Origin of the sequence: Pseudomonas sp. B26(2017) (genome assembly GCF_002113045.1) — a bacterium.
Lineage (GTDB): Bacteria > Pseudomonadota > Gammaproteobacteria > Pseudomonadales > Pseudomonadaceae > Aquipseudomonas.
Map to the genome: position 1 here is coordinate 68,706 of NZ_NEJJ01000019.1, position 19,833 is coordinate 88,538.

General features: G+C 54.4%; 17 protein-coding genes and 1 tRNA gene. 9 read left to right on the forward strand and 9 right to left on the reverse strand.

What is annotated here, in order from left to right; all coding sequences use genetic code 11:
- Positions 1-25: 25 nt before the first annotated feature.
- Positions 26-1,324: a D-arabinono-1,4-lactone oxidase gene (locus tag CAF79_RS24645; protein ID WP_170929791.1), complete on the reverse strand. Its 1,299-nt coding sequence runs from the start codon at positions 1,322-1,324 to the stop codon at positions 26-28.
- Positions 1,325-1,430: 106 nt separating this feature from the next.
- On the reverse strand, positions 1,431-1,784 hold the full coding sequence (locus CAF79_RS24650; protein WP_085700727.1) for a cytochrome c5 family protein: 354 nt from the start codon (positions 1,782-1,784) through the stop codon (positions 1,431-1,433).
- Between the two features lie 337 nt (positions 1,785-2,121).
- Between CAF79_RS24650 and CAF79_RS24655 the strand changes: the two genes are divergently transcribed.
- Together CAF79_RS24655 and CAF79_RS24660 are read left to right on the forward strand one after the other, a co-directional pair.
- Positions 2,122-3,747: an NADP-dependent glyceraldehyde-3-phosphate dehydrogenase gene (locus CAF79_RS24655; RefSeq protein ID WP_085700728.1), complete on the forward strand. Its 1,626-nt coding sequence runs from the start codon at positions 2,122-2,124 to the stop codon at positions 3,745-3,747.
- 46 nt (positions 3,748-3,793) lie between these two features.
- The gene (locus CAF79_RS24660; protein ID WP_170929792.1) at positions 3,794-4,834 is read left to right on the forward strand and encodes an FUSC family protein; all 1,041 of its coding nucleotides are present in this window, start codon (positions 3,794-3,796) and stop codon (positions 4,832-4,834) included.
- A gap of 3 nt (positions 4,835-4,837) precedes the next feature.
- Here the strand turns inward: CAF79_RS24660 and CAF79_RS24665 are convergent, their stop codons facing one another.
- Positions 4,838-5,731: a DMT family transporter gene (locus CAF79_RS24665; protein WP_085700730.1), complete on the reverse strand. Its 894-nt coding sequence runs from the start codon at positions 5,729-5,731 to the stop codon at positions 4,838-4,840.
- Positions 5,732-5,868: 137 nt separating this feature from the next.
- Between CAF79_RS24665 and CAF79_RS24670 the strand changes: the two genes are divergently transcribed.
- Together CAF79_RS24670 and CAF79_RS24675 are read left to right on the forward strand one after the other, a co-directional pair.
- Positions 5,869-6,306, forward strand: coding sequence for an Lrp/AsnC family transcriptional regulator (locus CAF79_RS24670; RefSeq protein WP_085700731.1), 438 nt, complete (start codon positions 5,869-5,871; stop codon positions 6,304-6,306).
- 39 nt (positions 6,307-6,345) lie between these two features.
- Positions 6,346-6,672, forward strand: coding sequence for a YceK/YidQ family lipoprotein (locus CAF79_RS24675; protein WP_085700732.1), 327 nt, complete (start codon positions 6,346-6,348; stop codon positions 6,670-6,672).
- 72 nt (positions 6,673-6,744) lie between these two features.
- On the opposite strand, the gene CAF79_RS24680 is transcribed toward CAF79_RS24675, so the two are convergent.
- A complete protein-coding gene (locus tag CAF79_RS24680; RefSeq protein WP_007955123.1) occupies positions 6,745-7,416 on the reverse strand; it encodes a Bax inhibitor-1/YccA family protein in 672 nt (223 codons plus the stop codon).
- Positions 7,417-7,538: 122 nt separating this feature from the next.
- Here CAF79_RS24680 and CAF79_RS24685 point away from each other — a divergent pair.
- A tRNA-Ser gene (locus CAF79_RS24685) sits at positions 7,539-7,626 on the forward strand.
- A gap of 261 nt (positions 7,627-7,887) precedes the next feature.
- Here the strand turns inward: CAF79_RS24685 and CAF79_RS24690 are convergent.
- Positions 7,888-8,277, reverse strand: a complete 390-nt coding sequence (locus tag CAF79_RS24690; RefSeq protein ID WP_085700733.1) for a hypothetical protein — start codon at positions 8,275-8,277, stop codon at positions 7,888-7,890.
- A gap of 309 nt (positions 8,278-8,586) precedes the next feature.
- Between CAF79_RS24690 and CAF79_RS24695 the strand changes: the two genes are divergently transcribed.
- The 3 genes from CAF79_RS24695 to CAF79_RS24705 all read left to right on the forward strand — a co-directional run bounded on the left by CAF79_RS24695 (position 8,587) and on the right by CAF79_RS24705 (position 13,398).
- A complete protein-coding gene (locus CAF79_RS24695) occupies positions 8,587-9,204 on the forward strand; it encodes a response regulator transcription factor (RefSeq protein ID WP_085700734.1) in 618 nt (205 codons plus the stop codon).
- Positions 9,205-9,215: 11 nt separating this feature from the next.
- Positions 9,216-12,422: an ATP-binding protein gene (locus CAF79_RS24700; RefSeq protein WP_139832627.1), complete on the forward strand. Its 3,207-nt coding sequence runs from the start codon at positions 9,216-9,218 to the stop codon at positions 12,420-12,422.
- Positions 12,423-12,549: 127 nt separating this feature from the next.
- On the forward strand, positions 12,550-13,398 hold the full coding sequence (locus CAF79_RS24705) for an EAL domain-containing protein (protein WP_085700735.1): 849 nt from the start codon (positions 12,550-12,552) through the stop codon (positions 13,396-13,398).
- Between the two features lie 46 nt (positions 13,399-13,444).
- On the opposite strand, the gene CAF79_RS24710 is transcribed toward CAF79_RS24705, so the two are convergent.
- The 4 genes from CAF79_RS24710 to CAF79_RS24725 form a co-directional block, all read right to left on the reverse strand.
- Complete coding sequence (locus CAF79_RS24710; protein WP_085700736.1) at positions 13,445-14,413, reverse strand: fimbrial protein; 969 nt, start codon at positions 14,411-14,413, stop codon at positions 13,445-13,447.
- Positions 14,414-14,421: 8 nt separating this feature from the next.
- Positions 14,422-16,866 carry a fimbria/pilus outer membrane usher protein gene (locus CAF79_RS24715; RefSeq protein ID WP_085700807.1) on the reverse strand — a complete coding sequence of 815 codons (2,445 nt, stop codon included), beginning with the start codon at positions 16,864-16,866 and terminating at the stop codon, positions 14,422-14,424.
- 197 nt (positions 16,867-17,063) lie between these two features.
- Positions 17,064-17,783, reverse strand: coding sequence for a molecular chaperone (locus tag CAF79_RS24720; RefSeq protein ID WP_085700737.1), 720 nt, complete (start codon positions 17,781-17,783; stop codon positions 17,064-17,066).
- Between the two features lie 54 nt (positions 17,784-17,837).
- Positions 17,838-18,428, reverse strand: a complete 591-nt coding sequence (locus CAF79_RS24725) for a fimbrial protein (protein ID WP_170929786.1) — start codon at positions 18,426-18,428, stop codon at positions 17,838-17,840.
- A gap of 807 nt (positions 18,429-19,235) precedes the next feature.
- Here CAF79_RS24725 and CAF79_RS24730 point away from each other — a divergent pair.
- Positions 19,236-19,751 carry an Hcp family type VI secretion system effector gene (locus CAF79_RS24730; RefSeq protein ID WP_007949952.1) on the forward strand — a complete coding sequence of 172 codons (516 nt, stop codon included), beginning with the start codon at positions 19,236-19,238 and terminating at the stop codon, positions 19,749-19,751.
- Positions 19,752-19,833: the final 82 nt, after the last annotated feature.

The following is a 19,833-nucleotide window of genomic DNA, read 5'->3' on the forward strand; positions in this document are numbered from 1 at the left end:
ACGAAATTACGTCGATTGACCGCCATCAGCTCACCCCCAGAATCGACGACAGATGCCCGTTGAGAAACTTGCCGCTCGGGTCCAGCGCCTGGCGTACCTGAATGAATTCCTGCCAGCGCGGATAGAGCGTTTGCAACGTGCGGGCGTTGAGCGTGTGCAATTTGCCCCAGTGCGGCCGGCCGTTGTACTTCCAGAAGATCGGCTCGATCGCGGCGAAGAAGTTATGGTGGTCCATCTGGTAATGCTGGTGGACCGAGATCGAGCAGCTGTCGCGGCCCTCGAACATGCTCAGCGGAATGTCGTCGGCCTTGACGTAGCGGTACTCGATGGGAAACCAGGTGCGCAGGTCCTTGTCGCGGATCAGCTTGAGAATCTCCCGCAGACACGCCGGGCCATGTTCAGCGGGCACCGAATATTCCATTTCATTGAAGCGCACGGTGCGCACGTTGGCGTAGATGTCGAACGAGTCACCAACCCGGTCATCAAAGCTCGCCAGATGCCGCAGGCTGTTGAGCAGCGAGCTGCGCAAGCCCGGGAAATCGCTGCCGTACTTGTCGATCTTCTCGATCAGGGTCACGAACTCGTTGCCGCCCTCCTCTTCGGGCGAAATCGGCGGCGTGGGCGGGTCGGTGGTTTCGTTGAGGGCGATCGACAAGGCGTAGTCGGAATGGGTGACGACGAGCATTTCCCAGTGCTGGTTTTCGCTTGTGTTCTTGTCGATGTCCTCCAGCAGCTCTTCGGTCCTGGCGATCCATTGGCGTTCGCGCAGGCGATAGGCCGGGCGGTTTTGCAGGCGGATTTTGGTCGCTACGCCCAGCGCGCCGAGGGATACACGGGCGGCGTTGAATACCTCGGGATGACGCTGGCTGTCGCAATCCAGTACCTCGCCGCTGGCGGTGACCAATTGCATCCCGCAGACGTGGGCGGAATAGGACTGGAAGGTTTTGCCGGTGCCGTGAGTCGAGGTGGAAATGGCCCCGGCCAGGGTCTGGTAATCGATGTCGGCCATGTTTTGCAGGGCCTGACCGACGTCCTTGAGCGGTACGCCCATGCGCGACATCGGCGTGCCGGCGGCGAATTCGGCTTGCAGGGTTTTCGGGTCGTGATCGAGCAGGCCGTTGAAGTAGCTGAGCGACAACAGCGTACCGTCGGTTGGCACCAGCGCGCTGAAGGAATGCGCCGAGCCGACCGGGCGGATCTTGCCAGTTGCCTGCTGAATGATCGTCGTCAGTTCATCCAGATTCTTCGGCGCCACCCGCGCCGCCGGCAGGCAGCTCTGCCCGCCCGACCAGTTGCGCCAGGGAATCAGTCGCGGCGCGCGCATCAACTGGCCCAGCGCCGGATTGGAAGCGAGTGCGCTGAACGCCCCGACGATGCTTGCCCGTTGCAACAACTGCCGGCGTGTCAGATCTATCGGCATGCCAGGACCCTTATTGTGGGAGCGGCTGGTCGGCCATGAAGCCGATCAACTGAAGGAATTGTTCTTCCGAGCACTCGACGCACTGGCCCATCGGCGGCATGCCGTTGTAGCCGTTGATGGCGTGGTCGAGCAGCGTATCGGCGCCCTGCTGGATGCGCGGTTCCCAGGCCTGGCGGTCACCGGTCAACGGCGCATTCGCGGCAGGGTTGGCGTGGCAGAGCTGGCAGCTGTTGGCGTAGATCTGCGCCAGCGCCGGGTCTTTGGGAATGGCGTTGTTGGTGCTGGCCGGGGGCTTGGGGTCTTCGCCACAGCCAGGCAGCGCCATGGCCAATGCCAGTAATAATGTGAGTCGGATTGCCCGCATAACGGCCTCGCTTATTGTTGTGGTCACACCTTAAGGCAGGCAGGTCGGCGGGTTGAGGGCATTGCGGGACATTGAGGGGGGCAAACGGGGCCAGCCCATTACCGAAGACGATCGTTCCCACGCGCCGCGTGGGAATGCAGCCCTGGACGCTCTGCGTCCGCTTGGAACGCGGAGCGTCCCTTGAGGCATTACCACGCAGAGCATGGAATGATCATGTGTGGATGCCCTCTCTGCTGTGCGGTTTCGCGTGACATTCGCGTGACATTTGCGGGTTTAAATTTCGGCGCGTTCAGGCGTATAACCGTTACAGACTTTTTCAATGACGCGGGGTAGCGACATGACCACAGCAAACATCCTTGGCAACCTGTTCCCTTCTGTCAGCGACATCCCGGAAAAATACCGCCTCGACGGTCAGGTCGAGCAACGCGAATACCTGGTCGATGGCGAGTTGCGCCGCTGGGACGGCCCGCTCGCCACCGTGCGCAGCCCGGTCTATCTGCACGGCGATAACGGCGACGAACAAGTGATCCTCGGCAGCACGCCGCTGCTGGACGCCGACACCGCCCTCACCGCCCTCGACGCCGCCGTGCGCGCCTACGACCGGGGCCAGGGCCTGTGGCCGACTCTGCGCGTGGCCGAACGCATCCAGCACGTCGAGGCCTTCCTCGGGCGCATGCGCCAACAGCGCGATGCCGTGGTGAAACTGCTGATGTGGGAAATCGGCAAAAACCTCAAGGACTCGGAAAAAGAGTTCGACCGCACCTGCGACTATATCGTCGACACCATCAATGCACTGAAAGAACTCGACCGCCGCTCCAGCCGCTTCGAGCTGGAACAGGACACCCTCGGCCAGATCCGCCGCGTCCCGCTTGGCGTGGCGCTGTGCATGGGCCCCTACAACTATCCGCTGAACGAGACCTTCACCACGCTGATTCCGGCGCTGATCATGGGCAACACCGTGGTGTTCAAACCGGCCAAGCTCGGCGTGCTGCTGATCCGCCCATTGCTTGAAGCCTTCCGCGACAGCTTCCCGACCGGCGTGATCAACGTGATTTACGGCAGCGGCCGTGAGACCGTCAGTGCGCTGATGGCCAGCGGCAAGATCGACATCTTCGCCTTCATCGGCACCAACAAGGCCGCCAGCGACCTGAAAAAACTGCACCCGAAACCACACCGTTTGCGCGCCGCGCTGGGGCTGGATGCGAAGAACCCCGGCATCGTTCTGCCCGAGGTGGATCTGGACAATGCCGTCAGCGAAGCGGTTACCGGCTCTCTGTCGTTCAACGGCCAGCGCTGCACCGCGTTGAAAATCCTGTTCGTGCACGAAGACGTGGTCGAAAGCTTCATCGAGAAATTCAACGCCAAACTGGCCAGCCTCAAACCGGGCATGCCGTGGGACAGCGGGGTTTCGCTGACGCCGCTGCCGGAGTCGGGCAAGGTCGATTATCTGCATGGGCTGATGGCTGACGCGCAAAGCAAAGGCGCCCAGGTGGTCAACCCGAACGGTGGCGAAGCGCGGGCCTCGTTCTTCTATCCGGCGGTGCTGTACCCGGTGACGCCGCAGATGCGCGTGTATCAGGAAGAGCAATTCGGCCCGGTGGTGCCGATCGTGCCGTACCGTCACCTCGACACCGTCATCGACTACGTCCTGGAGTCGGACTTCGGCCAGCAACTGAGCATCTTCGGCACCAACCCGGTGGCGGTCGGTCGACTGGTCGACACCTTTGCCAACCAAGTCGGTCGGATCAATCTCAACGCCCAGTGCCAGCGCGGTCCGGACACTTACCCGTTCAACGGGCGCAAGAACTCCGCCGAGGGCACGCTGTCGGTACACGATGCACTGCGGGTGTTTTCGATCCGTACGCTGGTGGCAACCAAGTTCCAGGAACCCAACAAGGATCTGATCAGCGAAATCATTCGCGGGCGCGATTCGAACTTCATCGCCACCGACTACATCTTCTGAGGAGGAATCAGCGCTGAGTACTTTCAGCTCCCATCGCTGGCCGCCGCTGTTGCGGCGGATCCTGCGGCCATTGCTTGATCCGTATCGACGCTATCGCCATGCACGAACCATTCACGCGGTGCGGGTCGCACTGGGGTTGTTGGCGACGATCCTGCTGACCACCGGCATCAATCTGCCCCACGGCGAATGGGCGTCGGTGACCATGCTGGTGGTAATCGGCGGCTTGCAACACCACGGCAACATCGGCAAGAAAGCCGCCGAACGCGCCACCGGCACCTTGATCGGCGCCGGCGTCGGCCTGTTATTGGTGGCGCAGCATGCGTGGCTGGGCATGCCGTGGCTGACCTATTTTGCAATGGCGGTGGTGTGCGGATTCTTTTCGTATCACGCCATCGGCAAGGGCGGTTACACCGCCCTGCTCTCGGCCATCACCGTTTTCATCGTCGCCGGGCATGGCGACAACCCGATCACCGACGGGCTGTGGCGCGGGGTCGATATCCTGATCGGTATCGCCCTGGCCCTGGCCTTTTCTTTCGCCCTGCCGCTGTACGCGGTGTACTCGTGGCGCTACAACCTGGCCGATGCGTTGCGTGATTGCGCCACGGTGTACGGGCGGATCATCGGTGGCCAACCGGTGACGGCCGACGAACATTTGAAGTTGATGAGCCGGCTGAACGCGGTGATGGTGCAACTGCGTTCGCTGATGCCGTCGGTGTCCAAGGAAGTCAAAGTCTCGATGACCGAACTGGACGCGATCCAGCGTAACCTGCGCATGTGCATCAGCACTCTGGAAATCCTTGGCAACATCCGCCCGGACGCCAACGATCCCGACGCCATGGCGCACCTGCAAGCGGCGCTCAGGGCCGAGCACCGGCATATTCGCGTGCAATTGATCGGCATGGCCCGGGCGTTGAAAACCGGCGCATCCCAGCGGTTGGGACGCCCGGTGGAATTGCCGGACGCCAGCCTCGACACGCCGGTCTACAGCCCGCTGGACGGTTACCGTCTGTTGACCCGGCAACTGGCAGCCAACATCAGCGAGATGCGCCAGCGTCTGGCGAAGACTGCGCCGCGCTGGAATATCTGAGGTTTACTGCGCGGCCAGGCGCCGCGCCTTCAGGCCCCAGCCCTGTTGCATGCCGGCAGCGGCCAACAGGATCGCCGCCACGCCGATCCATTGCAGGGTTTGCAGTTGATGACCGAAAGCAAACCAGTCGACGAAAATCGCCGCGATCGGGTAGATGAACGACAGCGCGCCGGTCAATGCGGTCGGTAGTTTCTGGATCGCACCGTAGAGCAGAACGTACATCAGGCCGGTATGGACAATGCCTAGCGTCACCAGACTGGCCCAAGCGCTTGGTGCCTCGGGCATTGCCGAGAAATGGGCGAACGGCGCGAGCAGCAACACACCGGTGCAGACCTGGATCAGCGCAATCAGATGCGGCGGCGTGCCGCTCAGGCGCTTGATGATCAACGCAGCGATGGCGTACAGAAACGCCGCCCCCAGCGCCAGCGCGATCCCCGTCAGGTAGTCACTGCCGCCCTCGCCCTGCCCGCCGTGGGCACTGACGATGGCCAGCATCCCCATGAAGGAAATCGCCAGCCAGAACAGCTTCTGCAGGGTGATCTTTTCGCCGAGAAACAGCGCCGCCAGCCCCACCAACATGAACGGCTGCACGTTGTACACCGCCGTCCCGATGGCAATCGAAGCCCGTGAATAAGAAGCGAACAGCAATACCCAGTTGCCGACAATCGCCACCCCACTGAGCACAGCAAGCAGGAATGTGGCGCGGGTCAGAATGCCTGACCGCAGGAAGCCGAAAGCGGCGCAGATCAGCAACAAAGTCCCGGCGCCGAACACGCAGCGCCAGAACACCACGTCCAGCACCGGTTGCCCGGACACCAGCACGAACCAGCCGATCGTCCCGGATATCAGCATGGCGGCGGTCATTTCGAATGAGCCGCGACGGATTGTTTTGTCCATCATCAATCTCCTTAATGTGTGGCAAAAGTATGCCAAGCGAGACCGAGGCTTCTCCAGCGTAAAAAGCAGGCTAAACTCGATTTCTGCCTTTTTTATCAAGGGTGGTTTGAGCCATTCGCCTAATGCAGGAGTTTTGTATGACCGACGATATCGACCAGATCCTGATCGGGGCCTTGATGGAGGATTCGCGGCGCTCGCTCAAGGCGCTGGCGCAGATCAGCGGGCTGTCCTCGCCCAGCGTGGCCGAGCGCTTGCGCCGCCTGGAAGAACGCGGTGTGCTCAAGGGCTACACCGTGGAGATCGACCCGAAGTGCTTCGGTTATCAGTTACAGGCGATTGTCCGGGTACGGCCATTGCCGGGGCAATTGCAGGAAGTCGAGCGGCAGATCCTGTCGATTCCCGAATTCACCGAATGCGACAAGGTTACTGGCGAGGATTGTTTTATCGCTCGTCTGCATGTGCGTTCGATGGAGCAGCTCGATACCCTGCTCGATCGGCTGAATACCCTGGCGGAAACCAATACCGCGATCGTCAAGAAGACCCCGGTGAAACGTCGATTGCCGCCGATGGGATAAGCGGCGAAGATTGAGTTTTTCCGGCGAAGGATTGGCGGCATGAAAATTCAGGCAATGATGCTGGCGGCGTGGATGCTGGCTGGGTGCGGGACGGTGCAGACCGTAGCATTCAGTGACAAGCATTCCACCGAGCAGTTGAAGGCTAACAAATCCTACTGCGGTGCCGTACCGCGCATCTACAGTGGCGTGACGTACGACTTCTGCCTGCTGCACGCCGAAAAGCCGGATGACGTCGATGCGTTCAACTACAAGAATGCGACGCCGGGCCTGCTGGTCGATGCGGCCGTGTCGGGAGTGCTCGATACATTGCTGTTGCCCTACACGATCTATAAGCAACAGGCCGATGGCAGCATCGTGATCAATTGATCGCCTGCTCTCTTTTTCGCAGGCAACAAAAAACCCGCTTTCGCGGGTTTTCTGTTTATAGCGGTGCAGCGATCAGTCGTCGCGGCTCATGATGCCGAAGATCTGCAACAGGCTGACGAACAGGTTGTAGATCGATACATACAGGCTGATGGTCGCCATGATGTAGTTGCGCTCGCCGCCATGGATGATGGCGCTGGTCTGGAACAGGATGCAGACCGACGAGAACAGTACGAAACCTGCGCTGATCGCCAGTTGCAGACCGCTGATCTGGAAGAACATGCTCGCCAGCGTCGCGCCCAGCAGGACGAAGAAACCGGCGGTGATGAAACCACCGAGGAAGCTCATGTCCTTGCGGGTGATCAGCACGTAGGCCGACAGACCACCAAACACCAGTGCGGTCATCGCGAACGCGGAGCTTACGACTTCAGCGCCGCCCTGCATGCCCAGGTAACGGTTGAGGATCGGGCCGAGCAGGAAACCCATGAAACCGGTCAGGGCAAACGCCGACACCAGGCCCCAGGCGGAATCACGAAGCTTGTTGGTGAGGAAGAACAGCCCGTAGAAACCGATCAGCACCACGAAAATGTTCGGGTAGCCGACCCGCATCTGCTGGGCTACGAACGCCATCACACCGCTGAATGCGAGGGTGAGCGCCAGTAGACCGTAAGTGTTGCGCAGGACGCGGCTAACCTCTAGCTGCTCAGCCTGCACGCTGTTGTGAACTGCGTAATCCTGTTCGCGCATGGCGACACTCCTGTTGGTTTGAAACGTTCAGTCGCAAAGATCATAACAGACGCTCTGTAACAAGCCATGCACAGAGTTTGACAGTGTGTTTCATTCAGGTATTATGGCGCCCGCAACGCAACGGAGGTGTGGCCGAGTGGTTTAAGGCAACGGTCTTGAAAACCGTCGACTGTAACAGGTCCATGAGTTCGAATCCCATCGCCTCCGCCATCTTTAGTACGACAAAGCCCTGATTATTCAGGGCTTTGTCGTTTCTGGCATTCGCAAATTTCACTCTGGTCTTTCGGGATCGTTTCCGCATCTTTTCGATCATTTCCGCAACCCTCCCCCCCTTCGACATCACTGTTCGACGTCGACACTAAGAGGTGTGGAGCAACCGTCAACAGGCTGCTTCCGGCCAAAAGCAGACGGTTTCGCAGCGTTAATCGCCGTTTCTTGAGCCTTTGAAGTTTCTACAGTAGGACGGGCGATTCAACGCGTAAGCGGCGGATTCATTACCTTTTTCAAATCCTCGGTACGAATGGGTAACTGCATGACTTGCAGCATCGCTACTGAACGCTTTTTACCCCACTCCAGGAGCTGGCGGCGCTCCTGAGAATTTACGTCTGCCGTGAGGATGATCTGGTCGATTGCTCTGTAACACGCAATGGACTTAACGCTTTCGCCGTCTTTGTGTATGTCGAAGTTGTCAAAAAAAAGCGCACTGAACCGATGACCTTTGTCCAGCAACTCCACAATTTGATTTGCCGTATTTCGAAGTGAAATGTCGAAAAGTCCCAGCTCGTTCAGCAAGCGCGTGAACTCCAGCAGTCCGCCGGGGCGCTTGCCGATCACGGCGACTCGTTCCTGTTGACGATGCATTACTGTGCTCCTGAATAACTCCAAGCAGCCTATGCAAATGAGCGAGCGCGGTAGACAAGAAAAATCTTGTTTAACATGAGGTTTTTCCTCGAAAAATACCCCGAACAACACGAAAGGATGTCTGACGTGTTCTCCAGAGATATCATTGCGACACTGGTTTAACGAATTAGCACTGGTTTCAGATGAAGCGCGAGAAACGTGTTGTCAATGGACGTGGGCTAATGCATTAGGGGGTGAGCAAATCACCCAAGTGAGCCAAGACTCTTCCTCGTTTCTCAGAGTGAAACGCCATCATATTTCGGTGACTGAATGAGTAAAAAAATCCTGATCGTTGATGATCATCCACTGATCTGCCATGCCATTCGCTCAGCTCTCGAACCGGTCGGCTTTGAGGCCGTAGGCGAAACTGCCGACGGCGTTGAAGCCGTGCGAATGATTGAGTCGCTCAAGCCCGACATAGTGATCCTGGACATAGGGTTGGAAAAAGTCGACGGCCTGACGGTGCTAAAACGCATCAGGCGAGACAAGCTAGATACCCGCGTGCTGGTCTACACCTCCCAGGCCAAGGAAAACTACGCATCGCGGTGCCTGCAGTCCGGTGCCAGTGGTTTCGTCAGCAAAAGCGAACCTATCAGCAAGCTGGTCAAAGCGATGGAGACAGTGGCAGACGGATACATTTTTTTTCCAAAAGATGCCATGCCTCTACTTGGCAACGTCGAGCTGACAACCGACGTCGAAGGTCTTACCGACAGGGAGTTGCAGATCTTCAAGTTGCTGGCTGAGGGTTTTTCCAATGCTGAGATTGCTACTCGCCTAAACCTGAGCACCAAGACAGTCAGTGGGCACAAGGTCAACATCCAAAGCAAGTTGGGTGCTAACTCGCTGATCGAACTGGCCGACATTGCTCGCCGGCATAATTTGATATAGCGGTGCCTCACGTGAAAGCCTACCTGCAGCCCGTTCAAATCCTGTCAGTATTGCTTCTTCTACTCTGTGGCTCCGGCAAGCTTTTATATGCCCAAGAATTGATACCCGTTGCACGACAATCACTGAGTGAGCTAGTAGCCCATCTTTCCGAATCGGATCAGCAATGGCTTGCACGGAAAAAAGTGCTCGTTGTTGGTGTATTTGAGGATTCACTGCCGCCCTTTCGAATCTTTGAGGAAGACCAACGCTTCGAAGGCTTGATGGCTGACTACCTCATGGCGTTTCAGCGAGAGCTTCACGTTCCTACTCGACTGCAATCATTCCAAACTCGCGAAGCCATGTATGCTGCACTGCGTGACGGAACCATCGATATGGTTAGCAACGTCACCCCGTTGATGGCCAAAAATCAGGGTTTGAGTCTTAGCTCTCCTTATGCTTTGACAGACCTAGCGCTTTTTTCCGAAGGCGGAGATTTACACGAATACAGCACCAAGGATGGACAAACCCGGATTGCCTTCTCCAACAGTAAAATTCTTGACATGTTTGAAAGTATTGGAGGCCGGGGGCGCTTCCAACATTACCCCTCCGCCCTGCTGGCAATGGCATCGGTGCTGACCGGGGAGAACGATGTATTTCTGGGTGACACACTCTCCAGCCATTATTTGTCCAGCCAGCTATTCAGCAGTCAACTTGTCGTTAACCAAAGTGCGAAGCTACCTGAGGTAAAAGTCGGATTCGGTCTGAGGCCGGATGACAAAATATTGCAGGACATTATTGACCGAATGCTGGGGGGGCTGGACCGCTGCCAAATCATCAATGCCCAATACCTGTGGGGCGATACCGAGGACTGTAATCCGAGCGAGTTTCGTAATCGACTCAGCGCCGCGGAACGTGAATGGCTCGACCGGTCTCCAACGGTGCCGTTGGCTGTCAGTGAGGATCTGGCACCTTACGCCTTCTTCAATAGCCGAGGACGGTTCAACGGCATCGCATCTGACGTTCTGGACATCATTCGACGCAAGGCAGGCATCCGTTTCGATATTCATCGCGTCAGCTCGATCACCGAGGCTGACGAGCTACTTGATCACGGCAAAGCGATTCTCAGCATACTGCCGACCACATCACCAACTTCATTGCCGTATCTTCATACCAGGCCACTGACTACAGCCCCCTATCTCTTTGTACAACGTCAAGAAGCAGCACAAGTCAACCTTGATGCGAAAAGCCGAACTGTGGTCGCGTTTGCGAAAGGCTATGCCGATCCCCAATCGTTGCGCCGCCAGTATCCAAATGTTGTTTGTAAAGAAACCGAGACGATGGGAGAGGCTTTCAAGCTGGTACGGGAAAGCAGTGCCGATATGGTCTTGGCGCCCGCCAACGTAGCCCGCTACTACCTATCCTACAAATATGAAAGTAGCCTGAGGATCGGAGGTGTCTTCAACGGTCCAGGTGTGGGAATCGTGTTTGCAGCACCGAAGGATCAGATGTTATTCATATCCATACTCGACAAGGCAATGCTTGACATAACGCCTCGCAAGAACTTACAGATTATTGGTAGATGGCGCGCTAACTCGGCGACTGATGACAAGTACTGGGAGGGGGTAACATCGTACGTCTGGCGTTCTTTTGAGGTGCTCGGCGTCTTGCTTGTTGTTGCTGGCCTCCTGATTCTAGCTCAGCGTCGTCGTATCCGTCGTAAACGGCTAGATTTACAACAGCGCCAGTTGCTACTGGACGAACTGCAGGTTGCCAAAGAGTCAGCGGATCGGGCCAGCCGTGCCAAAAGTGTGTTTCTCGCGACGATGAGCCATGAGATTCGCACTCCGCTCAATGCCATCATAGGCATGCTGGAGCTGGTGCTGACACGCAAGGTAGACGCCGAGCTAAATCGGCAGTCCATTCATATTGCCTACGAATCGGCCATCAGCCTATTGGCCCTGATCGGCGACATCCTTGATATCTCACGCATAGAGTCGGGCAAGTTAGTTCTGACGCCTGAACCGGTGCGGATGAAGGATCTGCTGGAGTCTGTGAGCAATGTGTTCTCTGGACTCGCACGGCAGAAACAGCTGCATATAAAACTGAATATCGATGCACTGGCGGAGGAACAGGTTTGGGCCGATGCCGTCAAGATCAAACAGATCGTCTCAAACTTGCTGAGTAACGCAATCAAGTTCACTGAGTACGGGACAATTAGTATCCAGTGCTCGGTACAGGCAGTTGGAAGCTCTACATTGAGCTTTTGTATCAGTGTCAGCGATACCGGAGCGGGTATCCATTCAATACATCTGGATCAGCTATTCAAACCATTTTACCTGGCCGATGGCGCCGTGAGTGATCCTAATGCGGGTGCCGGGCTAGGACTGGCCATCAGCCAAGCACTTTGTAAGCTGATGCAAAGCACCCTGCAGGTCCAGAGCGAGTTGGGTAGCGGCACCCAGATGAGTTTTTCAATCAATCTTGAAAAGGTGATCGTTGACGCTACTGTATTACCTTCTCTGAAGGCACAAGCGCCCCAAGAAGCTCATGAAATACTCACCGTATTGATCGTCGAAGACCACCTGCCGAGTCAATATTTACTCGTTCAGCAAATTGAATACCTAGGACATCGCACACTAACCGCTAACAATGGTCTGGAGGGACTTGGAGTCTGGAGTGAGCATGAGGTCGATATCGTGATCACTGATTGCAACATGCCCGAAATGGATGGGTTAGAAATGACCCGGTCGATTCGACGTATTGAGAAAGGCAGAGGCATTAAACCCGGTCTGATCATTGGTCTGACGGCGGATGCTCAGCGCGAAGTCCAGCAAGCATGCCGAATTGCTGGTATGGATCACGTGCTGGCGAAACCTACTGATCTCGCTGCGCTCAATCAGATGATTCCCAAGTTTGGACACGAGCAGCCTAACGCGCACGGCGGTCCATCCTGGACGAGTAATATCCGCGCAAAAATGGCCGAGCAGGTTACGAGGAGCAACGAGGGTGAAAGTGCTGCGCTACGCCGAGCGCTGGAAACCCACGATCTCGTAGAAATCAAGCGCATTGTCCACAAAATAAAAGGCACTGCTTACCTGTTGAATCACCAGATTCTATTGGAACGTTGCCTAGAAATGGAAGAACTTGCTAGTGGAAGAATCGGCAGGGACATTAACGATTCAGGACAGGCAATCCTCAGCTGTCTGGAAAACATAAATAAATCACTGCTAGTACGCTGACTTAGACACCAAGAAGAATCTCAGGCCAATTCAAGATTTATCTCGAATTCAATCCAGATACATCTCTGAAGCCATAATTAATTACTCACATACCCTTGGTCGAAAATTTTAACCAGGGCTTCACGACATGCGCACTGCATTCTGCATCATAAATACCGACAGCGACCTTAATCGACCTGACACACAGTTAAAGACTGACACAGTGCAGGCCCAAGAAATTCGTAAAGGGTTGCGTCAAGGCGAATTCAAGGCGTTCCTACAACCGAAATTTGATCTGAACAGCAATGCACTGCTTTCAGTGGAAGTCCTTGCGCGATGGAAGCATCCTGACCATGGCCTTTTGGCACCCGCCGTATTCATCCCAACGATGTTCCGCGAAAATCTGCTCGATGATTTGCTGCACAACCTCCTCAAGCAAGGTCTTGCTCATCAAATTGTCCTACACGACAAAGGTCAAAGATTTGGATTCGCCTTTAATTTAAGCCTGTCACAATTATCCAATACCAATTTTCTCGAAAAGCTGATCAGTCGCCTAGAAAAGCATCCCCTACCTTTGGCATCGGTAACTTTCGAAATAACAGAGGATGGTCCTGCAATAGCGGACGAAGTCTGTATTAAGAGTGTAATTCGCCTTCGTCAGCTCGGTGTACGTCTGTCACTAGACGATTATGGGACAGGCCAGTCGTCGCTGTTTCGCTTGTGCCAACTACCTTTCGATGAAATTAAACTAGCTGGCGAATTCACGCGGCAGATACTCAGTTCGTCAAAACACCGCAGTATCGCCCGGACGACGGTCATGCTGGCTAGAGAGCTGGGCATACAACTGGTTGTGGAAGGAATAGAAACGGAAGAGCAGCGTTGCTGCCTGTCAGAGATGGGAGTAAGGATCGGGCAAGGCTATTACTGCGCACGCCCGATGCCATTTGAATCCCTCCTAGCGGGACTCACCTCGCGAAACAATAATTTTGCAGCGTGATTTCATGTAGGTCGAGCATTGAACACTCGACCTGCAAACAGTGGCTTCAGTTGTAATCCAGGATGTAGTTCAACACAGCATCCGCCCGCCCGGGTTTTGGTTCAACACCCCCTTTGCGTGCGTACTTCGCGTCGAAATCGAAGGAATACAATTCGCCGTCTTGCTCCGTTTTCACCCATTTCATAGCAAGCCCCCCTGCCTTATTGAAAGGTAGCTTCACTCCGCTTGCCGTGGTCAGCGAGATACCAATACCCTCCGCGCCGCCTGGTGTCAGATTGAGCATCCCTGGGCCGTCATTGCTCCCTTCAAAGTAAACTTTCAAGGGCAGTTTCGTCCCTGGTAAAACTCCGGTGCACAAGATTTCTAGGCCAACATTGCGAGGTGTCTGTTGTTCAAGAAGAGCAATCGCCACTTTACCAAGAGGGATGTCTTGAGTTTTGCTACCAGAACATCCAGAAAAAAAGGTTTGCGAGCTTAGTTCATTCGTACCAATAATTGAAATTTCTGCAGCATCCCAGTCTTGAAACATAGCGCGAACCTTAAAGTTCAACGAAACATTCCCCGTCTTCACATCCCTACCAGTGCGAACATATTCAACGTCAAATTTATTCGGAAGCCCTACCACGCAGTTTGCACAGCTTCTACCACTCCCCGAAAAGGGCACACTCTGGTTGAGCTCCGGATTTTTCATACGCACTCCAACCCCTGGTATGTTAGTCTGATATACATCACTAAATCCATCAACCAATTCACCATCCATCGTATAAGTAAAATTAATAGATGTTAACCCTGGGCACTTCACGTAATTTAAACTCTGCGCCGCCAGATTTATTGACTGATAAGCCATTCGATCGCCAATCTTAGCGAAATAAAGTGTTTTTGGCGAAGGCGCAGAAGTAAAAATTCTTTTAACATACTGGTTAACACCACCTACATACCAATAACATCTGGCAGAATTATCTGCTCTGGCATTACTACCTATCATCATGAAAAAAATGGTTAAAAAAACAGACATTAGACACTTCAATTTTTGGTTCCTCGATCAGCCTGAAAACCGCAGGTGATATTCATTCGGTCATAGGTCAACGCATTGTCTTTTGGAGGTAACTTATAAGGCGCGGAGCATATTCCGTCCGCCCACTTCACTTTCAACCATCCTTCATTCTTGATACCGAAGACCAGTGCACGCGACTGGTTATCAACCACTGCCAATAATTTGCCCCCCTCATCTTCTACCTGAGCACCAAATGGCAGCTTCTTTCCGTCATGTAGTACAAGATCGATCTGCACACGTCTTCCAGACGATGCATCGAAGTGCGCCTTGACGACAGCCCCACGGCGCGGTACAACTCGCGCGGAAGTTTCAAGAACGTCCACATCTGTGCCAAGTGTCTGGGTGTCGAGACCAATATCGTTATAACGGTAAGGCTGTACGTAACTTTCAATCGCGTATCCGGAGCTATCGGTACGTGAAGTTGCGCCATTGACGGTTGCGCCCTTGACACCCGGCACCTCCACCAGCGCGAAAGTTTCGCCGACAGGTTGGCCAAAAGTGACACCACTACTGTGAGCGACCACAGACCCAGACGCGGATAGATCCATGTGACGGGAGGAGCCAGCCATCGAGTAATTTCCTGCCACTTTGGCCATTGGGGCATCCCAGCCCATACCGACACTGCTGGAACGCTGACTACCATAGGTACCCGCTTGGGCGGAATAAGAGAGCTTGCCGGCATCGTCGAGATAACCTGAAACCCCAGTCTGAAGACTGTCGTCATCTTTGACCGAACGGGTAAAGTTGCTATATACACGCTGAGAACGGGAACTAGAACCAAAGGGAATACTCACGGCGAACGCAAGTTGGTTATCTGATTCCCGCGATCGGCCACCATTCTGCGTATGTGAAGCAGTAATACTGTAGGTAACTTCGCCAACACTACCACTGTACCCCAGCTGCAGACGTCGGGTACTACCGGCACGGTTCCAATAGTTAGTCTCACCCGCACTGACAAAAACAGAACCACGCCCACCAATAGTCTGGTTGATGTTCAGATCGAGTCGACTCTTGGGGCGACCACTGATGAAATTTTGTTGGTCAGCTTCGCTGTTTTCCTGAATGTGCTCGCTTAGCGTTCGATAACCCGATGTGGAATAACGGTAACCCACCATCGTGAATGTTGTATTGGTGCTATTGAGAGTTTTCGAATAAAGAAAGCGCGCACTTTGCCCGGTTGTGGCCTTGCCAGTATCCGGACGCGATTGACTGTTGGTGATATCGAGCGACATCCCCCCCATTCCCGTGTTCAGGCCGAGGCCAAAGTTAAAAGCGTTGTAGCCTTCGGCACTAAGCACACCTCCATACGTGGTCAGATTATCGGTTGCACCGTAGACCGCTGTTCCCTGAATTAAATTCGGAGACTCCATCCCTTCGTTGTCGTATTTGCCCAAAGACAGGCTGTACTGGAACGTCCCCTGCCGTACCATCACCGGCAAATAGGAATATGCTTGAGTATATTTGCGCTGACGTCCATCGGATTCAATGATCGTGACTTCTAAGTCGCCGTTGGAACCACCAGGATAAATATCGTGAATCTCAAAGGCACCTGGCGAGACAGTGGTAGAGTAGATAACGTAACCGTTCTGACGAACTTCGACAGTGGCATGGGTTTCAGCAATGCCGCGCACAACGGGTGCATAACCTGATTCGTCATCAGGAAGCATACCGATGTCTGAACCGAGCTGAATTCCTCGAAAGCGGCTACTGTCGAAAATGTCGCCATTTGTATAAAGCTGTCCGACTGCAAATCGGCCTTTGATGGACGTCACGTCATGTTCAAGATAGGTGCGGTTGCTTGAAAAGCTTCGCGACATACCGCTGCTCTGGCTGAGCGAAGAATTGTTACGAAAGCGCCATTGCCCTATGTTGAAGCCGTTACGTAATCCGAGATACCCGTAGTTACTCTCAAATCCCCCCCCCGTATTACGGTTGAAGTTCAGCTGATAGTTCGTAAATGCAGCAGTGATCCCGTCATCCCACAGCGATGGATCAACATAGCCGCGCGAACGCCGCTTGATATACGCCTGTGGAATACTGATAGACAGAGACAACTTGGAAACATCCATTTCCACTACCGCCCCGTCTATACGCAATATGCTAACGGGCTCTTCTTCTGTAACTCCTTTAGATACAATGCCCTCTTTCAGTAGCCGCTCGACGTCCACACCTAATTCACGAAGCAAACCGAAGCTCAGGACGGGGTGCGCATCAGCATTTGGCGTATCTTCGTCAGCAACGAAAGAGATATCTTGGCGTCGCTCAAGACGCTGGTTTAGATAAACATCAACGCTATAAACGCCAGGCATTACGCCATTTGATTGTTCAAAGAAACGCAGGTCGACCTTTGCGCCTTTGTCCTTCAAGAACATTGGGTTGAACTGCGCAGCGGACGCAGCAGAAGCGCCCAACATACTTGCAGCGGCCAAGCAGGAAAGATATTTACTAGGCTTCTGCTGAGCACACGCCTTCCGCGACTTCCTTCTGTATTTTCTAATTTGCATGGAATAAGGCCGAAATTCCGTCAAAAAGCGACTTCCTGTGCACGGGGAATCCTGGGGACTTCCCCATGGCGTGCGCGGATCACATTGCTAAAAAAGATGCAGCTACGTCAGAATTTGATCGATGCCTTGTGATCGATCAGCGCGCCGTAGTCATTGATAGATTCCCAGACAACTTGTGCGTCGCCTCCGACCGACGCTGGAAGTCCCTTGATTGCCATCTTCTGGGAGCCACGCGGACCAATCATGGTAGGCTCAAGTACATATTCTTTCTGATCCGCGATTACGCTCACCTTGGCGAACGAGACATGAAAGGCTGAGTCATTGGTTACCAACAATACTGCTTGGCCTGCTGTTCTCAGAATATTCCACTTCAACGTGCCGGCGGCTTCATCTGCGCTCCCTGGCAAACCGTTAGGGCGATAAAACAACTTCAAGCGTTGACGGAAAGCCACCTGCAAGCTGTTTTCTGAACCACTGACCTGAGGTATTTCCTGAACACTCACCCAGACTGCAGTCTCCCGGTCTTCTGGCAGCCCTTTGCCTTGGTAGAAAATGCGCAACGTCTGCTGCTTGCGATAGCTAAGGCGTGCAAGTGATGGTGTTATCGCAAAAGGGATTTCACCATTGGCCTCTCCTGCACCCGCCTCAATCCAAGACTGGATCATAATGTCATCGTTACCCTCGTTACGAACCTGAAGCGAAGCTTCATGATCCGACGCTGGAAAAACGATTCTCGTCCCACTCACTTGAATACCTGCGAGTGTTACTCCAGATAGCAATAAGAGCGTGAACAGTACGCAGATACGAACAAAGTTACCGGTATTCATCAGCGACTCGCAGAAAACGGGAGGACATATAAGTCCTCCCTTTTTTAGGACGATTTACTCGTATGTCAGAGTGAACGGCAGAGTGCCATTGGCAGTGCCGGGCTTTAGCTCGGCGCCATTGGCTACGTAAGAAGCCCGCATGCGCATAGCTGCTGAATACTTCGCGTCTTTACCTTCACCTTCAACGACCAAAGGAGCAGAGTAGGTTTCGTTGCCAGACATGTTGATTAGTTGGTTGTTATCGTCAAACATGCCGATGCCCACGCCCTCAGCACTGCCCGTGATTTTCAGCAGACTGTTGTTTTTAGGATCGACACCGGAGCCGGACATCGGGTCGAAACTAAACTTGACAGTTGTAAGGCCGGCAGCCGTGTTACCACAGTCCAGGTTGAGGTTGATAGCAGTGCCGGCGGCGATATTGCCTTCACCTGCACCATTGATAGCGTCCATGCTGATCTTGCCGAGATTGACATCGACAATCTGCTGACCAGCGCTGCCACCCACGGTGGAGCCTGCACCTGCAGAAGCGACGCAAGATGCAGCGACAATTTCACCGGTGAAATTTATGGTGCCATCAGCGGCGAAGGCATTACTGGTCATCGTGAATGCAGCCGAGGCGAGCATCAGAAACTTAATTGCTTTCATGGAGATAAAACTTCCTTGCAGTGTTGTATCAGGCGGATAGCGCATTGATTTAGCGCAAGGAAATTCTAAAAATTGAGAATGAGTTTTGGAGCGGGACGCGTCTCGATTGAGAGCAAGAAACTTCTTGTGCGAATCTCCACTTCAATACTGGTTTCGTATTGACGCCCCGAACTGTCTGGACTCGGCTCGATCGCTCATGAGCATCCCCTGGTTGCCGATAGCGGTGGCATGTGAATGTCCGCTTCTGGCACAGAGTGTGTAAAAACGCTTCGCCAAAATTGAAGTGTACGCGTCTACGTTAAATCTGAAATTTATCGGCACGTCAGCAGATGTGGATTTCGCGTAGAAGCGCGATTTCCAGGCCGGTTTTGAGTACCTGTCGCGCTCAAAAACGTTTTTACACAGCCTCGGCCGGTAGCGGTCGTTAGCCAACGTCCGTTTCTAGCCGAAAGCAGCCAGCCCCCGTCACATTGTTCAGGATGATAGAAAGAAATTCATGGCCTAATGCCATGCTGCGCAAGAAGTTGCGCAGTACCCCATAATAAAACTCACCTTAAAATCGCTGCAGGCCTTTATCTACAAGGTCTGCAGCCAAGTGCGCAAGAAGTTGCGCAGTACTGCGCAACTTCTTGCGCACTTTTCCTCTGTTTTACCGTTTTTTTTCCTGGGCTTTTACCTCTCCCACTCGCAAAGCCACGATCTATAAGACCTTTTAAAAACTGGCACGCTCCTTGATAACTGTTCCGGCACCCACCGGGCGATTTCGCCTCCCGGGCACCCTAAATATCCAGCAAGGAGCACCTCCCCATGGCAACACCAGCGTACATGTCGGTTACCGGCGAAAAACAAGGCCTGATCACTGCCGGCGCCTTCACCGCCGACTCCGTGGGCAACACCTACCAGGAAGGTCACGAAGACCAGGTCATGGTTCAGGCGTTCACCCACGACGTGATCATCCCGCGTGACCCGCAATCCGGTCAGCCAACCGGCCAGCGCGTTCACAAGCCAGTCGTGATCACCAAGGTCTACGACAAGGCTTCGCCTCTGCTGCAAGCCGCGCTGACTTCCGGCGAGCGCATGAGCGAAATCGTTATCCAGTGGTACCGCACTTCGGCTCAAGGTACCCAAGAGCACTACTACACCACCAAACTGGAAGACGCGATCATCGTCGCCATCAACAACAAAATGCACAACTGCCAGGATCCAGGCAACGCGCACTTCACCCACCTGGAAGAAGTGCAGTTCACCTACCGCAAAATCACCTGGACCCACGAAGTATCCGGTACTTCGGGTTCCGATGACTGGCGTGCTCCAGTCGTTTAATTACGGCTGATCGTTACAAGCATCGGCCAGCTCTGCTGGTCGATGTTGTTTACGCCCCTCCAGAATTTCGCGTACGTTGACC

Coding starts and splice junctions, on each gene's coding strand:
- CAF79_RS24655 (WP_085700728.1), top strand. CDS start 2,122: ATGACCACAGCAAACATCCTTGGCAACCTGTTCCCTTCTGTCAGCGAC.
- CAF79_RS24665 (WP_085700730.1), bottom strand. CDS start 5,731: ATGGACAAAACAATCCGTCGCGGCTCATTCGAAATGACCGCCGCCATG.
- CAF79_RS24705 (WP_085700735.1), top strand. CDS start 12,550: ATGCGCACTGCATTCTGCATCATAAATACCGACAGCGACCTTAATCGA.
- CAF79_RS24680 (WP_007955123.1), bottom strand. CDS start 7,416: ATGCGCGAACAGGATTACGCAGTTCACAACAGCGTGCAGGCTGAGCAG.
- CAF79_RS24650 (WP_085700727.1), bottom strand. CDS start 1,784: ATGCGGGCAATCCGACTCACATTATTACTGGCATTGGCCATGGCGCTG.
- CAF79_RS24645 (WP_170929791.1), bottom strand. CDS start 1,324: ATGCGCGCGCCGCGACTGATTCCCTGGCGCAACTGGTCGGGCGGGCAG.
- CAF79_RS24715 (WP_085700807.1), bottom strand. CDS start 16,866: ATGTTGGGCGCTTCTGCTGCGTCCGCTGCGCAGTTCAACCCAATGTTC.
- CAF79_RS24670 (WP_085700731.1), top strand. CDS start 5,869: ATGACCGACGATATCGACCAGATCCTGATCGGGGCCTTGATGGAGGAT.
- CAF79_RS24675 (WP_085700732.1), top strand. CDS start 6,346: ATGAAAATTCAGGCAATGATGCTGGCGGCGTGGATGCTGGCTGGGTGC.
- CAF79_RS24710 (WP_085700736.1), bottom strand. CDS start 14,413: ATGTCTGTTTTTTTAACCATTTTTTTCATGATGATAGGTAGTAATGCC.
- CAF79_RS24695 (WP_085700734.1), top strand. CDS start 8,587: ATGAGTAAAAAAATCCTGATCGTTGATGATCATCCACTGATCTGCCAT.
- CAF79_RS24730 (WP_007949952.1), top strand. CDS start 19,236: ATGGCAACACCAGCGTACATGTCGGTTACCGGCGAAAAACAAGGCCTG.
- CAF79_RS24690 (WP_085700733.1), bottom strand. CDS start 8,277: ATGCATCGTCAACAGGAACGAGTCGCCGTGATCGGCAAGCGCCCCGGC.
- CAF79_RS24720 (WP_085700737.1), bottom strand. CDS start 17,783: ATGAATACCGGTAACTTTGTTCGTATCTGCGTACTGTTCACGCTCTTA.
- CAF79_RS24725 (WP_170929786.1), bottom strand. CDS start 18,428: ATGAAAGCAATTAAGTTTCTGATGCTCGCCTCGGCTGCATTCACGATG.